We start from the raw sequence: 13,468 nt of genomic DNA on the forward strand, positions 1-13,468 counted from the left end.
GGCTGAGCGGGGGAGCGGTGCCGATGACAGCCGAGCAGCTCAAGGTCGTGCGCACCGCCGTACCCGCCCGCCTGGACCGGCTGCCCTGGTCGCGTTTCCACTGGCGGATCGTCGTCGGCCTGGGGACCGTCTGGGTCCTGGACGGCATCGAGGTGACGATCGTCGGCGCCATCGCCCCCCGCATGACCGAACCCGGCAGCGGCATCGCCCTCACGGCCGCCGACATCGGCACCGCCGCCGCCCTCTACGTCGCCGGAGCGTGCACCGGCGCGCTCGTCTTCGGCCAGCTCACCGACCGCTACGGCCGCAAGCGACTCTTCATGATCACCCTGGCGCTGTACGTCGTCGCGACCGTGGCCACCGCCTTCTCTTTCGCTCCGTGGTACCTGTTCCTGTTCCGCTTCTTCACCGGGATGGGCATCGGAGGGGAGTACGCCGCGATCAACTCGGCGATCGACGAGCTCATCCCGGCGCGCAACCGCGGCCAGGTCGACCTCACCATCAACGGCAGCTTCTGGGCCGGATCCGCGCTCGGTAGCGCCGGCGCGCTGCTGCTGCTGTCCACGCTGTTACCGACCGACATCGGCTGGCGGCTCGCCTTCGGCATCGGCGGCCTCCTCGGCGTCGGCATCATGATCGTGCGCCGGCAGGTGCCCGAGAGCCCCCGCTGGCTGTTCATCCACGGCCACGAGCGCGAGGCCGAGCGCATCGTCGGCGCCATCGAGACCGAGGTCCGCGCCGAGACCGGCCGCGAGCTGCCCCCGCCCCATGGCGCCATCACCGTACGGCAGCGCCATGCGATCCCCTTCCGGGACATCGCCGAGGTCGCGATCCGGCGCTACCCCCGGCGGACCGTCCTGGGGCTGGCCCTGTTCATCGGGCAGGCGTTCCTCTACAACGCCGTCACGTTCGACCTCGGCACCATCCTGCACACCTTCTTCGGTGTCACGTCGGGTGCGGTGCCGTACTTCATGGTGGTTTTCGCGCTCGGCAACTTCCTCGGGCCACTCCTGCTCGGCCGGCTGTTCGACACGGTCGGCCGCGTGCCGATGATCTCCGGGACCTATCTCGGGTCGGCCGTGCTCGCCGCCGGGCTCGGCGTCCTCTTCATGAGCGGCGGGTTGACCGCCGTCTCCTTCGTCGCGCTCATCGCGCTCACGTTCTTCGTCGCCTCGGCGGGGGCCAGCGCGGCGTACCTCACCGTCAGCGAGATCTTCCCGATGGAGACCAGGGCGCTGGCGATCGCCCTCTTCTACGCCGTCGGCACCGGGATCGGCGGCATCGCCGGGCCGCTGGTGTTCGGCGGCTTCATCGCCACCGGCAGCACGACCCTGGTCGCGGTGGGCTTCTTCATCGGGGCCGCCGCCATGGCCGTCGGCGGCGTCGTCGAGCTGGTCTTCGGCGTACGGGCCGAGCAGCAGTCACTCGAACACATCGCCAAGCCGCTGACCGCCGAATGAGCGCACCCCGGCGCGCCGTGCGGGTGGGGTCAGGCCGATTCCGCGTGGGCGGCCGCCAGCGGGGCGGCCGGCTCCAGGCGCCGGGTCATCCGCCGCTCGAACCACACCGTGACGAACGGCGGCACCGCGCACGCCAGCCCGAGCACCACGGTGCCGCGGCTCCACTGCCCCGCACGCGCGGCGGACAGCACGGCGAGCACGTAGAGCACGAACAGCGCGCCGTGGATCGGCCCGAAGACCCGCACGCCGATCTCGTTGCCGACCACCACGTACTTGAAGAACATGCCGACGAGAAGGCCCGCCCAGGAGAACGCCTCGGCGATCGCAACGGCACGGAAGAGGCGGAACGCGGAGGGCATGAGGGCATCACCTTTCACACATGCGGCAGGGAGGGTTGCCCCGAGCCTACGGGCACCCGGGGCCGCCCCCGCCGCCGGGCCGCCCCCGCGGCGCCAACCACTCGGCGACGTCGGCGACCACGGCAGCGTCGACGTGGTGCGCCGCCTCGTACTCCGCGGGCGTGGAGGGACCCGCGCCAGGAAAGAACAGGTGGTTGTCGGCGTCGTGGACGCGGATCGTCACGTCGGCCCGATGGGCGAGGCCCGCCCTCCAGCGTGCCAGGTCGTCCTCGACGGTCACCTGGTAGTCGCGGCCGCCCTGCAGGATCAGCATCGGCCGGTCCAGCGCCGCCGCGGCCGCCACGGGATCGTAGCCGCGCAGATCCAGCCAGTACGCGCCCGGCAGGCCGAAGGGCAGCTCCGCCGCGGGCGTGGAGGGCGACAGGCCGGGGCTGTCGACCGTCGCCGCCTGCCGGGCGATCAGCTCGGCGAACTCCTCCGCGCCGGGATCCAGCGAGGCGAGGTAGCGGGTCACGCGGACGGCGGCCCGGTGCATCGGTTGAGCGTCACCGGCGAGGATCACCAGACCGGCGACGGACGGCTCGGCGGCCGCGACCCGCGGCGCCACCTTGCCTCCCATGCTGTGGCCGACGACGAAGACCCGCCCCGGATCCACCCTCGGCTGAGCCTGGAGCAGACGGACGGCGGCCACCGCGTGCGGAACGTACTCCTCCGACATGGTGAACCCGGGCGTGTCCGCCACCTGAGCGCCGTGGACGTGGGTGACCTTGTCGAACCGCAGCACCGCCACGCCGCGGCTGGCCAGCCCCCAGGCCAGATCCTTCAGCGGCTTGTTCGGCCCGCTGGTGGCGTCACGGTCGAACGGCCCCCCGCCCGCGAGCAGCACCACGCCCGGTCGCGGCTCGTGGCCGCGGGGCAGGCTCAGCGTTCCCGGTACGGCGAGGGGGCCGGCGCCGAGCGTGACCTCATGCTCGTCGAACGTCTCCTGGTCGGCGTACGGCGGCGGCGTCCACGCCGCGGTGCCCGGGGGCGCGAGGCGCAGGCCGTGAATCAGGCCGGTCTCGTCGAGCGCCATGACCATCGTGAGCCCTCCGCGCTCGCAGGTCACGGGGACGCTCACCCGGACCAGCCCCGAGTGGATCGGCTCGCTCACCGGCGTTCCGACGGCGGAGACCGGCCCGGTCCGGCCCGTCTCCGAGGCCCAGGCGGTCCGTACCGCCTCGGCGGACACCTGTGCCCGCAGCGGCGGCGCGAACAGGGCCTCGAGGTCCCCGAAGCGCTCGTCGCGGGCCAGCTCGACGACCGCCCTGGCGGCCGCCTCGTGATCGGCTTCCATCACCCTCCACCTTTCTTGAAGTTTGAGAAAGGTAGCACATCATGAGAATGTAACCCGATGGACCCGTTGGAACTGCTCGCGCAACCGGTACGGCTGCGCATCGTGCACGCCATGCGAGGGGGGCGGACGCTCACCACCTCCCAGCTCTGCGCCCGCCTCCCCGACGTCTCCAAGGCGACCGTCTACCGGCACGTCGACCTGCTCGCCGCCGGAGGCATCCTCGAGGTCGCCGACGAGCGGCGCGTACGCGGCGCGGTGGAGCGCCGATACCGCCTGCGTCAGGACCGAGCGGCGATCGACGCCGAAACGGCCGAGTCGCTGACACTCGACGATCACCGGCGTGGGTTCGCCGCGGCGATGGCCGCCCTGATCGCCGAGTTCAACGCCTACCTGGACCGCGATCGCGCCGACCCCACGGCCGACCTCGTCGGCTACCGTCAACACGCCGTCTGGCTCAGCCACGACGAGCTGCTGGAGATGATCGGCGAGATGCGCCGCGCCATCGCGCCCCGGCTGGCCAACCCGCCGGGGCCGGGCCGCGCGCGGTACCTGATCAGCCCGATCCAGTTCCCGGCGGAGGAACCGTCCGCCGACCCCGAGGCCGGTTGAGCGGCCGCCGACACCGGCCGGCCACCGAGGGCGCGTTTCGCAATGGTGAAATCCCAGCTCAGTGGCGGTTTGGCGGCTCATCGCAGAGTTCTTGACGGCGCCCGTCTCGCGCGGGCTGCTTGTCAGGCGAAGCCTGACAGTCTAGGTTCAAGATCTCACTGTCAGGAGGTGCCTGACAGTCGTCGACCCCGGGAGGACCCATGGCCGCCCCATCCCTGAACGAGGAGAAGATCCACTGCTCGTTCTGCGCCAAATCGAGGGACGACGTCGAGCGGGTGATCGCCGGCCCCGGCGTGTACATCTGCAACGAGTGCGTCGGACTGTGCAACGCCGTCCTCGCCACCCTGCCCGATCCGGCGCCCGCGGCCGAGATCCCCTGGCCGGACCGCGCGACCGACGAAGAGATCCTCGAACTCCTGCCGCGCATCGCCGCGGCGAGCGCCCAGGTCGACGCGAGTCTGCAGGTCTGGGTGGACCGGCTCCGCGACCGGGGCGTCACCTGGGCCAAGATCGGCGCCGCACTCGGCATGGCCCGGCAGTCGGCCTGGGAGCGGTTCTCGGGAGAGGAGTAGAGGTCCGCGCCCGGCGGGGGAGCGGCGTTGCGGCGATCTTCCCGCGGCCGCTCCTCGGCCCATGGGCTCAACCCTCATGCGAGCGCCGCCGGCCGATGCTCACCCCCGTTGGTGGTGTGTGAGCAGTTGAGTGAGCAGGCGGGTCAAGGTCTGCCTGTCCTCGGCCGGAAGCGGTCCGAGTAGGTCGTCCTGCACCTTGTCGAGCGCTCGGTCCAGGCGTCGCAGTTGCCGCTCACCTGCCTTGGTGAGGGTCACGATGTTGCGCCTTCGGTCATCCGGGTCCGGCGTCCGCTCGACGAAGCCCTGCTCGGCCAGTTCGTTGATCGCCGCCACGACGTCGCTGCGGTCCATGTTGCACCGGCGACCGAGCTCGGCCTGACTGGCCACCCCGAACTCGTCCAGCGCGGCCAGGATCCGGTAGTGGTACCCCCGCGCGCCCACCCCGCCGAAGCCGTCGGACGCCAACCGGTGGGCGTGCACCGCCAGCTGGGTGAGCAGCCAACTCGGCTTCGCGGTCAGGCGTGCGGGCGTCTCTTCCACGACAGCCACCCTACATCGTTGGCGGAGCCAATGAATCTATGTATAGTTGGCATCGCCAACGTTGGAGGCTCCAACCAAATTGCGCCTTCGATGGGTACCCCTTGCGGCGAATCCAACAAATCGTTGGCAGCGCCCACGATAGCGACGCACCGAACGCCGGCCGCCCGAACATTCGGGCACCGAATGAATCCCCTGGAGTGAAGACCGTGATCAAGCCGTTCCGTATCGACATCCCCCAGGCCGACCTCGACGACCTGGCCGACCGGCTCTCCCGCACCCGTTGGCCCAACGAGGTCGCCGGCGCCGGGTGGGACTACGGCTTCCCGCTGGCTCGGCTGAAGGAGCTTGCCGAGTACTGGCGCACCGGCTACGACTGGCGTGCGCACGAGGCCAAGCTCAACGAGCTTGCGCACTTCACCACCGAGATCGACGGCCAGAACATCCACTTCGTCCACGTCCGGTCGTCGAATCCGGATGCGCTCGCGCTGATCCTCACCCACGGCTGGCCCGGTTCGTTCCTGGAGTTTCTCGACGTGATCGAGCCACTGTCGCGCGACTTCCACCTGGTGATTCCGTCCATCCCGGGTTTCGGTTTCTCCGGGCCGACCCATGAGCGCGGCTGGGATATCGTCCGGGTCGCGCGGGCCTGGGCTGAGCTGATGCGCCGTCTCGGGTACGAGCGCTATGGCGCGCAGGGGGGCGACTTCGGCGCGGGCATCTCGATGGCGCTCGGCGCGGTCGCACCCGAACAGGTCGTCGGGGTGCACGTCAACTACCTGCCGACCCGGCCAGTCCCGGACGCCGACGTTGAACTGTCGGAAACGGATGAAGCTCGGCTGGACAAGGTCCGGCAGATGATGGCGAATCGTCCGCCGTACCAGGCTCTGCAGGCGCTCACCCCGCAGACCATCGGCTACGCGCTGACCGACTCGCCGGTTGGCCAGTTGGTCTGGATCGCCGAGCGCTTCGCGCAGTGGACCGACCCTCGCTCGCAGATCAGTGACGAGCGGATGCTCACCGACATCTCGCTGTACTGGCTGACCGCCACCGCGGCTTCCTCGGCGCGGCTGACCCGCGAGGCTCCGCGGCGGATCGAGCCGTGCCCGGTACCGGTCGGCGTGGCGGTGTTCGCGCACGACATCACGCAGTCGGTGCGACCGCTGGCCGAGCGGCTGTACGACATCAGGCACTGGTCGGAGTTCGAGCGCGGCGGCCACTTCGCCGCGATGGAGGTGCCGGAGCTGCTCGCCGAGGACGTCCAGGACTTCTTCCTCACCCACATCAAGTACGACTAAGGAGTGTCTGACAAATGCTGCCCGTAGCGAGCGCGGATCCAGGTGGATGCATCGCAAGGCGGAGGAGGAGGCCGTAGCGGAGCCTACGGCCGACAATCCCGGGCGCCTCGGAGCTTCGCGGGGAGGCGGGGAGCTCCCTCGCGCCTTCTTCCCGAACCCCCGACAACGCCGGCCGGCCGGAAACCAGGTGCGGACCGTCGGTGCGGTGGTGTGTGATCGGCGCTATGGCGATCGTGTTGGGTGAGCCGGGAACCGACGGGCTGAGCGAGGTTGTGGCCGTGCTGCGGGAGTGGCAGCACGACGGAGCGCCGATGCAACTGCATCCGGGGGACCTGGGCTGGTTCTGGCGGTTCGGTGCGGAGGCGACGGCCGCGGCGGTCCGGACGTGGAGCCGGGACGGACGGATTCTCGCCGTCGGGCTGCTGGACCATCCCAAGCTGTTGCGGATGACGATCGCGCCAGACGCCCGGCGGGACGAGGAACTGGCACAGCAGCTGGTTGAGGACATGACCGAGCCGGAACGCGGCGTGCTGATCTCGGGGAAGGTGAACGTCGAGGCGCCCATGTGCGCACTGGTCCAGGATCTGCTGTCTGAGAACGGCTGGAACGCCGACGAGCCGTGGACACCGCTGCGCCGCGACCTCACGGAGCCGGTGAAGGACCCAGGCGTGCGGATCGAGGTGATCGGGCCGGAGCAGGCGCACGTGCGGACCGCCATACAGCGGGCGTCGTTCGACGGTTCGACGTTCACGGACGAGCGCTGGCACGCGATGGCGGCCGGCTTGCCGTACGCCGACGCCCGGTGCCTGGTCGCCTACGACGACCAGGGCAACGCGGTGGCGGCCGTGACGGTGTGGTCGGCCGGTCCGGGTAAGCCCGGGTTGCTCGAGCCGATGGGCGTGCACCGGGAACATCGCGGTCACGGCTACGGCAAGGCGATCACCGTCGCCGCGGCGGCCGTACTCCAGGAGCTGGGCTCGTCGAGCGCGCTCGTCTGCACCCCGAGCTCCAACGTCGGCGCCGTCGCCACCTACAAGTCAGCCGGCTTCCAGGAACTCCCCGAGGTCTGCGACAAATACCGGGACGCCCAATAGATCCGGCCATTCCAGACGCAAGCCTCGGCCTTCACCGAGGCGAGCACGAAGATCGACACTCCGGTACATGCTGTCGCCGTCCGGATGGATCGCCTCCCCGCGATCCGCAGACAGGCCGAACCGCTGTGTTCGGCGGCGAGCCGACTTCTCACCGTTGGGCTTTCCGCCTCGCCAACCAGTTTCACCCGGGTCCCGATGACAGGGGGAAGGTGGGAGTCACTCACCACATCATCGAGCGCGCGTTCAACTGGGAGTCACGCGCGCCATCACGCGATGCGGTCAGGATTGGGCGAACAACCCGTCGTAGGCGTCCGAGTGCCCGCGGCCGGCCATGAAGTTCAGGAACCGGCGGACGAACTCTGCGCGGGTCAGCCGCTCGTCGCCGCCGCCCGTGTCGTGATTGGACGTGTCGTGATTGGACGCGGTGTGATTGGACGCGGTGTGATTGAACGCGGTGTGGAAGAGGGCCCGGTACTCCCGCGCGTCGATGGTCTGGTCGCCGTCCGCGTCGGTGACGTCGAACAGGACCTCGGCGACCCTGATGAGGGCGGAGCTGGTCATCGCGGCGGTCGCCGCGGCGTACTCCTGGCCGGTGATGCGTCCGTCGCCGTCGGTGTCCAGCTCCTTCTGCAGCTCCCGCCACCAGTCCGCGAAGGCGGCGAACAGGCGGTCCTCGTCCGGGGTGTCCAGATCGAGACGGGTGGCGATCTCCCGCGCCATCGCCGCGAGGTCGGGCCAGTCGAGGTACCCGTTGCCGGTCTGGTCCAGGACCTCGGCGAAGAACCGTGAGGCGGACCGCAGCCGAGACTCGTCGGCGGCCGGCTCCATCGGGGCCGGCGTGAGAAGACGCAGGAGCGCCCCCGCCTTCGCCGCGCCGCGGCGCAGCCCTCCCAGCGCGTCGCCGCCCAACGGAGGAGCGTACGCCGGGTCGAGCATGGTCATGACCGTGTCCAGCCGCGTCCACGCCTCCGGCAGCAGCCGCGTCGCGAGCCGCGTGGACAGGTACGCGGTGTGCGTCAACGCGCGGGTGCCCGGCAGCTCGGGAAGCCCCAGCCGCGCGCGAAGCCGCTCGGGCAGCGACGCCACGGTGATCGCGGTGGCCACGGGACCGGCGAGCGCCCGGCCCGCCGCCCACGCGGCCGGGCTGTCCCGCAGCAGGGGAGGGGCGGGCACCTGCGCGAACAGGCGGTCGAGGATGATGTGGACCGCTTCGGTGTTCTCCAGCCGCTCCTCGATCATGAAGTCGTAGTAGGGCCAGAACTCCCGCAGCGTCGGCGGAAGCTTCCCGCCGTCGGGGTCCGTCAGGGCGAGGTACGCGAGAAACTCGGAGTACAGCCGGTCCAGGGCGGGGCTGTCGAGGGACTCGCCGCTCAGCCGGCACATCGTGACCGTGGACTCGAACAGCGTCGCCACCACCCACGCGCGCGCCTCGGGGTCCGCCGCGTTGAACGGGCGGCCCTCGGCGTCGGTGCCGGTGATGCGCGCGTGCAGGCGATTCAGCCGGGCCGCCTCCCGCTGCCGCACCCGCTCGTCGGGGTTGACCATCCGCTGCGCGCTGAGCACGGTGTTGCGCAGCCGCCGCCAGGGGTGCGCGACGAAGGTCGAGTTGGTGATCAGCGCCGCGCCGATCTGCGGGTGCGCGGCCTCCAGCACGATGGCCCGGGTCGCCACCAGCCCCCAGCGCACCTGGTGGCTCAGCTCGTAGAGCATCGATCCGGGGCCGAGCGGGTCGGCGGGGTCCGCGGACGCGATGCCGTCGTCGATGTCCGCGGGTGTGGCGTTGCTCATCAAGGTCCCTTTCCTGTCGCGGTCGGTACCTGCACACCGCCGAACCGGCGGTCGCGCCGCCGGTAGACGTCCAGGCATTCCCAAAAGTGCTCGGCGCGGAAGTCCGGCCACAGCACGCTGGGGAAGGCCCATTCGGCGTAGGCCACCTGCCAGAGCATGAAGTTGGAGATCCGCTGCTCTCCCGAGGTGCGGATGACCAGGTCCACCTCCGGCATGTCCGGGTGGGGGAGATGGCGGGCGAAACTCTCCTCGGTGACCTGCTCGGGCGGTACGCCGTCGCGGATCAGCGACCGGGCGGCCTCGACGATGTCACGGCGTCCGCCGTGATCGAACGCCACCGTCAACGTCATCCGCCGGTTGTCGCGGGTGAGCGCCATCAGGTCGGCGATGTCCCGAGCCAGCGGCGGCGGGATCCGGGGGTCGGAGACCCCCAGGAAACGGCATCGGATCCCGCGCGCGTGCAGCGACAGGGCGTGCTTGCGTATGGCGCGCCGCACCAGCCGCAGCAGGACGTCGACCTCGGCGGCCGGGCGCCGCCAGTTCTCGGTGGAGAAGGCATACAGGCTCAGCCACTCGACGCCGGCCGTATGGGCCGCCTCGATGACGTCGATCACGGCGGCCTCGGCCGCCCGGTGTCCCGCGGTGCGGGGGAGCGACCGCTGCGCCGCCCATCGGCCGTTCCCGTCCATGACGCACGCCACATGGCGCGGCGGCCTTCTCACACCGCCCGCCATGAGAAGGAGGACATGACCGCTCCCGTCGTACGCCGAATCCGCTAAAGCGCGCAATGAGCACCCAAGCCGCACCTGTCGCGGTGATGTGCCGCGCCAACTAATACCCTGTAATCAGTCAACTACGCAATGAAATCGACAGGGATCAGTCGCGGCCACAGGCGGCCCGGGTGCCCATGCATCGGCCATGCGGCCCCGTCTGTCCGCATGGCCGATGCATGACCGATGTATGGCCGATCTTCCCGACAGCGGATGAGCGATCCGTCAGAGGCGTCAGGCGCCCAGGCTCGCGCCGCGCACGAACTCCTCAACCGAGGTCGGCTTGATCTCCGCGTAGCGATCGTTGTCCAGGCTGTCGAACTTGCCCTTCCCGGTCACCATGCACCACTGGTACTGCAACGCCACGTAGTCGAAGGGATTCTGGGTCGCCTTGGCCCGGCGCTCGATCTCGGCGCGCAGTTCCTCGGCCGTGCCCAGCGTCCGCAGCTCCAGTTTCCGGCCCGTACCGCGTTCGACCGCCCCGTGGAACCGGCGCATCGAGACGACCTCACCGGCGAAGCGCACCGTGCCTCCGTTCGCCAGATCCGGGTCCAGGACGGCGGCCGCGGTGTAGGCGGCCGTGTCCTGGACGGTGGTCAGGTCCAGCGGCTGGTCGGGGTCGCCCCAGTGCGACAGGGTGCCCTTCTCCCAGTCGACGAGATCCATGAAGCCCACCATCACCTCGACGAAGGCTCCGTTCAGCACCGAAAGGACGCCGAGGGGGGTTTCAGCGAAGCCCGCTGCCGCCTGCCGCCGCCAGTCCATCATGAAGTTGTCACCGTCGTCGAGCGTGGTGAGGTCGATGGCGAAGTCCGAGGGGACGAACCGGGCCGCTCCGGCCTGCTCGGCCGCCGCCAGCAGGTTCGCCTGCCCGTCCACGATGAGGTCGGGACCGCCCTGGACGGCGGAGACGACGGTCTGCGCTCCGCCGATCGCGGCGGCGAGCCGGTCGACGGGGTCGGTGATGTCACCCTCGACCAACTCGACTCCCTTGGCCTTCAGGGCGTCGAGGGCCTGCTTCTTCTCGCCGGTGGCCCCGGGGCGCACCAGCGCGCGCACGGTCGCGCCCTTGGCCAGGAAGGCCGACGCGAGCCGGTTGCCGAGCAGCCCGGTCGCACCCACCAGGAACACCTCTGCCTGTGCCGTCATTGTCGTTGCATCTCCTTGAGTAGTCCCGCCGTGTCGCGTGGGCGGTACGGCGGATGAGCAGCGTGCGTCCGATCACCGGCGTGGTCGGTTCGACCCGCTTCGGGTGATCGACTGTGAAGGTAAACTCTGAAACCGGTTACAAGGTCAAGCGGTGAAGGTGAACACCATGCGCATCGGGGAGCTGGCCAGGCGCACCGGAGTCGACGAGCAACTGCTCCGCTACTACGAGAAGCAGGGCCTGCTGGTGCCCGAGCGGTCCGCCAACGGCTACCGCGAGTACGACGAGGCCGATGTCGGAGCCGTGCAGAAGATCCGGGGCCTGCTGGCCGCCGGGCTGTCCACGGCCACCATCGCCGAGGTCAGCTCATGCCTGCGCGATGACTCGCTGCCGACCCCCGCGTGCGCCGGGGTCGTCGAACGACTGCGCGGCGAACGCGAGCGCATCGACCAGGTCATCCAGGGCCTGCTGGACGCCCGCGCCGCCCTCGACAACGTCATCCACCGAGGGGAGGGCGCGGGCTCCCCAACGCCAGGCCATCGCACTCCGATGCCGGACCCGGCGGGCAGGCCGGGCGGCTCGCGGCCCCGGGCCGCATCGAACGCGACGGGCCGCAGAGCACTCAACCTTCGTTAGAGAGGCACACGCCCCCGACGAGCGGAACGCCCGTCTGCCCGATAATGAGCCCGTGGATCTCGAGCCGTACCGGAGTGAGTTGGTGGCGTACTGCTATCGGATGGTCGGCTCGTTCCACGAGGCCGAGGACCTGGTGCAGGAGACGATGCTGCGGGCCTGGAAGGCCCGGGACCGGTACGACCACACCCGCGCGTCCACCCGGACCTGGCTGTATCGGATCGCCACGAACGTCTGCCTGACCGCGCTGGAGGGACGAGCGCGGCGGCCGTTGCCGTCGGGATTGGGCGCGCCCAGCGACGACCCCGGGGCGCCGCTCACACCGTCCCTCGACGTTCCCTGGCTCCAGCCGTTCCCCGACGCGCGGTTCGACACCGGGACGCGGGCCGACATGCGGCTCGCGCTGGTCGCGGCGACGCAGATCCTGCCGCCGCGGCAGCGGGCGGTGCTCGTACTCCGTGAGGTACTGGAGTTCAGCGCCGCCGAGGTGGCCGTCCAGCTCGGCACCACGGTCCCGGCCGTCAACAGCGCCCTGCAGCGGGCCCGCGCCGCCCTCGCCGAAGCGCACGAGATCGACGAGGTCACCGAACCGGACGACCCGAAGACCCGCGCGACGATCGGCCGGTACGTGCGGGCGTTCGAGGCGGCCGACGTCCCCGCGCTCGTGCGGCTCCTCACCGACGACGCGATCCTGGAGATGCCGCCGGTCCGGCTGTGGTACCGAGGCAGCCACGACTACGGCCTGTTCATGCGCCGCGTGTTCGACACGCGCGGCACCGGCTGGCGCGTCAGGCCCCTGACCGCCAACGGGCAGCCCGCGCTCGCCGCCTACGCGCCGGAACCCGGCGGCGGGCATCACCTGCACACGCTGCAGGTCCTCACCCTCACCGGCGAGCGGGTCGCGCGCAACGTCGTGTTCGCCGACCCGGCCGTGTTCGAGGCCTTCGACCTGCCGCGGCGAATCTTTTCCGACAAGTTCGACCAGGGGCGATGAGTCGGGCCGATGCCGCCGGTACGTACGGGCGAGCATCGATCGAAAGGACACTTATCGTGAGCGTCATCGTCATTGAGTTCGTCACCCTGAACGGGATCGTGTCCGACCCGGACGGGCGCGGAGGCACGCCGACCGGCGGCTGGGCGTTCCGTCACGGCCCCGAGACGGTCTCCGGGGACAAGTTCCGGCTCGGAAGCACCCTGGACGACGGCGTCCTGGTGCTGGGACGCAGGACCTGGGAGCTGTTCTCGGGGCTGTGGCCGAACCGTGACGACCCGTTCTCCGCGCGGATGAACGCCGTGCCGAAGCTCGTCGCCTCCCGCACGCTGACCGACACCTCGGCATGGGCGCACTCCACGGTCATCGACGGCGACCTCGTCGACGCCGTCAAGCGCGAGCGGCGCGATGTGATCATCACCGGGAGCCTGAGCGTCGTACACGCGCTGATGGCCGAGGACCTGATCGACGAATACCGGCTGCTGACGTTCCCCACGATCCTCGGCAGCGGCGAGCGGCTCTTCCCCTCCGGCGGATCACCCGCCTACCTGGAGTGCCTGTCGTCCGAGCAGGTCGGCGCCGCCGTCCTCACCCGGTACGGCAGGGAGGCACAATGACCGTTCGTCTTCCCAGGTCGCCGGGCTGGATCGGGACACCACGGAGGGGTTGCGCGCGGCGTTCGCCCCGCCCGTAGGCAAACCGACTGCCACCAGGTGCCATCTGGGCAGTTTCCCCGGTAGACAGGCCCAATTCACCAGTCGCGAAGACGACTGACCAACGCTGAGGATCTCCGCGGTTTCCGGGACGTACCCGCCGGTGTACGTCCCGGATCGGACCTGGTTCGGGGGTGTCGTGGTCCGTCGCACGGTCGATC

Annotated in this window: 14 protein-coding genes; 8 read left to right on the plus strand and 6 right to left on the minus strand. The window is 70.4% G+C overall.

What is annotated here, in order from left to right; genetic code table 11:
* Positions 1-23 precede the first annotated feature (23 nt).
* Complete coding sequence (locus AWQ71_RS04195) at positions 24-1,460, plus strand: MFS transporter (RefSeq protein WP_067126908.1); 1,437 nt, start codon at positions 24-26, stop codon at positions 1,458-1,460.
* Between the two features lie 29 nt (positions 1,461-1,489).
* Here AWQ71_RS04195 and AWQ71_RS04200 read toward each other — a convergent pair whose 3' ends face one another.
* Positions 1,490-1,819 (minus strand): DUF3817 domain-containing protein, encoded by a 330-nt coding sequence (locus tag AWQ71_RS04200; RefSeq protein WP_067126911.1) that lies wholly within the window; start codon positions 1,817-1,819, stop codon positions 1,490-1,492.
* A gap of 46 nt (positions 1,820-1,865) precedes the next feature.
* A complete protein-coding gene (locus AWQ71_RS04205) occupies positions 1,866-3,155 on the minus strand; it encodes an alpha/beta hydrolase family protein (RefSeq protein WP_067126914.1) in 1,290 nt (429 codons plus the stop codon).
* A 57-nt stretch (positions 3,156-3,212) separates the two neighbouring features.
* Here AWQ71_RS04205 and AWQ71_RS04210 point away from each other — a divergent pair, with 57 nt between their 5' ends.
* Positions 3,213-3,764: a helix-turn-helix domain-containing protein gene (locus tag AWQ71_RS04210; protein WP_067126916.1), complete on the plus strand. Its 552-nt coding sequence runs from the start codon at positions 3,213-3,215 to the stop codon at positions 3,762-3,764.
* 200 nt (positions 3,765-3,964) lie between these two features.
* Entirely contained in the window at positions 3,965-4,336 is a 372-nt protein-coding gene (locus AWQ71_RS04215) for a ClpX C4-type zinc finger protein (protein WP_067126919.1), read from the plus strand.
* A 99-nt stretch (positions 4,337-4,435) separates the two neighbouring features.
* Here AWQ71_RS04215 and AWQ71_RS04220 read toward each other — a convergent pair whose 3' ends face one another.
* On the minus strand, positions 4,436-4,876 hold the full coding sequence (locus AWQ71_RS04220) for a MarR family winged helix-turn-helix transcriptional regulator (RefSeq protein WP_067127591.1): 441 nt from the start codon (positions 4,874-4,876) through the stop codon (positions 4,436-4,438).
* A gap of 206 nt (positions 4,877-5,082) precedes the next feature.
* On the opposite strand from AWQ71_RS04220, the gene AWQ71_RS41305 reads away from it, so the two are divergent.
* Positions 5,083-6,171 (plus strand): epoxide hydrolase family protein, encoded by a 1,089-nt coding sequence (locus AWQ71_RS41305; RefSeq protein WP_067127594.1) that lies wholly within the window; start codon positions 5,083-5,085, stop codon positions 6,169-6,171.
* Positions 6,172-6,395: 224 nt separating this feature from the next.
* Complete coding sequence (locus tag AWQ71_RS04230) at positions 6,396-7,265, plus strand: GNAT family N-acetyltransferase (RefSeq protein ID WP_067126922.1); 870 nt, start codon at positions 6,396-6,398, stop codon at positions 7,263-7,265.
* A gap of 279 nt (positions 7,266-7,544) precedes the next feature.
* Here the strand turns inward: AWQ71_RS04230 and AWQ71_RS04235 are convergent, their stop codons facing one another.
* From AWQ71_RS04235 to AWQ71_RS04245, 3 genes are all read right to left on the minus strand, one after another.
* On the minus strand, positions 7,545-9,053 hold the full coding sequence (locus tag AWQ71_RS04235) for an oxygenase MpaB family protein (RefSeq protein WP_067126925.1): 1,509 nt from the start codon (positions 9,051-9,053) through the stop codon (positions 7,545-7,547).
* On the minus strand, positions 9,053-9,775 hold the full coding sequence (gene uppS / locus AWQ71_RS04240) for a polyprenyl diphosphate synthase (RefSeq protein WP_245658103.1): 723 nt from the start codon (positions 9,773-9,775) through the stop codon (positions 9,053-9,055). Before uppS ends, AWQ71_RS04235 begins: the two co-directional genes overlap by 1 nt.
* Positions 9,776-10,057: 282 nt before the next feature.
* Positions 10,058-10,972, minus strand: a complete 915-nt coding sequence (locus tag AWQ71_RS04245) for an NmrA family NAD(P)-binding protein (protein WP_067126931.1) — start codon at positions 10,970-10,972, stop codon at positions 10,058-10,060.
* Between the two features lie 166 nt (positions 10,973-11,138).
* Between AWQ71_RS04245 and AWQ71_RS04250 the strand changes: the two genes are divergently transcribed.
* From AWQ71_RS04250 to AWQ71_RS04260, 3 genes are read left to right on the plus strand one after another with little or no spacing between them, the layout of a single operon-like run.
* Positions 11,139-11,606, plus strand: coding sequence for a MerR family transcriptional regulator (locus tag AWQ71_RS04250; RefSeq protein ID WP_084258567.1), 468 nt, complete (start codon positions 11,139-11,141; stop codon positions 11,604-11,606).
* Between the two features lie 34 nt (positions 11,607-11,640).
* Positions 11,641-12,597 carry a sigma-70 family RNA polymerase sigma factor gene (locus AWQ71_RS04255; RefSeq protein ID WP_084258570.1) on the plus strand — a complete coding sequence of 319 codons (957 nt, stop codon included), beginning with the start codon at positions 11,641-11,643 and terminating at the stop codon, positions 12,595-12,597.
* 56 nt (positions 12,598-12,653) lie between these two features.
* Positions 12,654-13,211 carry a dihydrofolate reductase family protein gene (locus AWQ71_RS04260; protein WP_084258487.1) on the plus strand — a complete coding sequence of 186 codons (558 nt, stop codon included), beginning with the start codon at positions 12,654-12,656 and terminating at the stop codon, positions 13,209-13,211.
* Positions 13,212-13,468: the final 257 nt, after the last annotated feature.

Origin of the sequence: Microtetraspora malaysiensis (genome assembly GCF_001528665.1) — a bacterium.
Classification (GTDB): domain Bacteria; phylum Actinomycetota; class Actinomycetes; order Streptosporangiales; family Streptosporangiaceae; genus Microtetraspora_A; species Microtetraspora_A malaysiensis.

What these genes read in the sequence shown, in the direction of transcription:
- AWQ71_RS04195 (WP_067126908.1), top strand. Translation starts at nt 24, where the DNA reads ATGACAGCCGAGCAGCTCAAGGTCGTGCGCACCGCCGTACCCGCCCGC.
- AWQ71_RS04200 (WP_067126911.1), bottom strand. Translation starts at nt 1,819, where the DNA reads ATGCCCTCCGCGTTCCGCCTCTTCCGTGCCGTTGCGATCGCCGAGGCG.
- AWQ71_RS04205 (WP_067126914.1), bottom strand. Translation starts at nt 3,155, where the DNA reads ATGGAAGCCGATCACGAGGCGGCCGCCAGGGCGGTCGTCGAGCTGGCC.
- AWQ71_RS04210 (WP_067126916.1), top strand. Translation starts at nt 3,213, where the DNA reads ATGGACCCGTTGGAACTGCTCGCGCAACCGGTACGGCTGCGCATCGTG.
- AWQ71_RS04215 (WP_067126919.1), top strand. Translation starts at nt 3,965, where the DNA reads ATGGCCGCCCCATCCCTGAACGAGGAGAAGATCCACTGCTCGTTCTGC.
- AWQ71_RS04230 (WP_067126922.1), top strand. Translation starts at nt 6,396, where the DNA reads ATGGCGATCGTGTTGGGTGAGCCGGGAACCGACGGGCTGAGCGAGGTT.
- AWQ71_RS04235 (WP_067126925.1), bottom strand. Translation starts at nt 9,053, where the DNA reads ATGAGCAACGCCACACCCGCGGACATCGACGACGGCATCGCGTCCGCG.
- AWQ71_RS04245 (WP_067126931.1), bottom strand. Translation starts at nt 10,972, where the DNA reads ATGACGGCACAGGCAGAGGTGTTCCTGGTGGGTGCGACCGGGCTGCTC.
- AWQ71_RS04250 (WP_084258567.1), top strand. Translation starts at nt 11,139, where the DNA reads ATGCGCATCGGGGAGCTGGCCAGGCGCACCGGAGTCGACGAGCAACTG.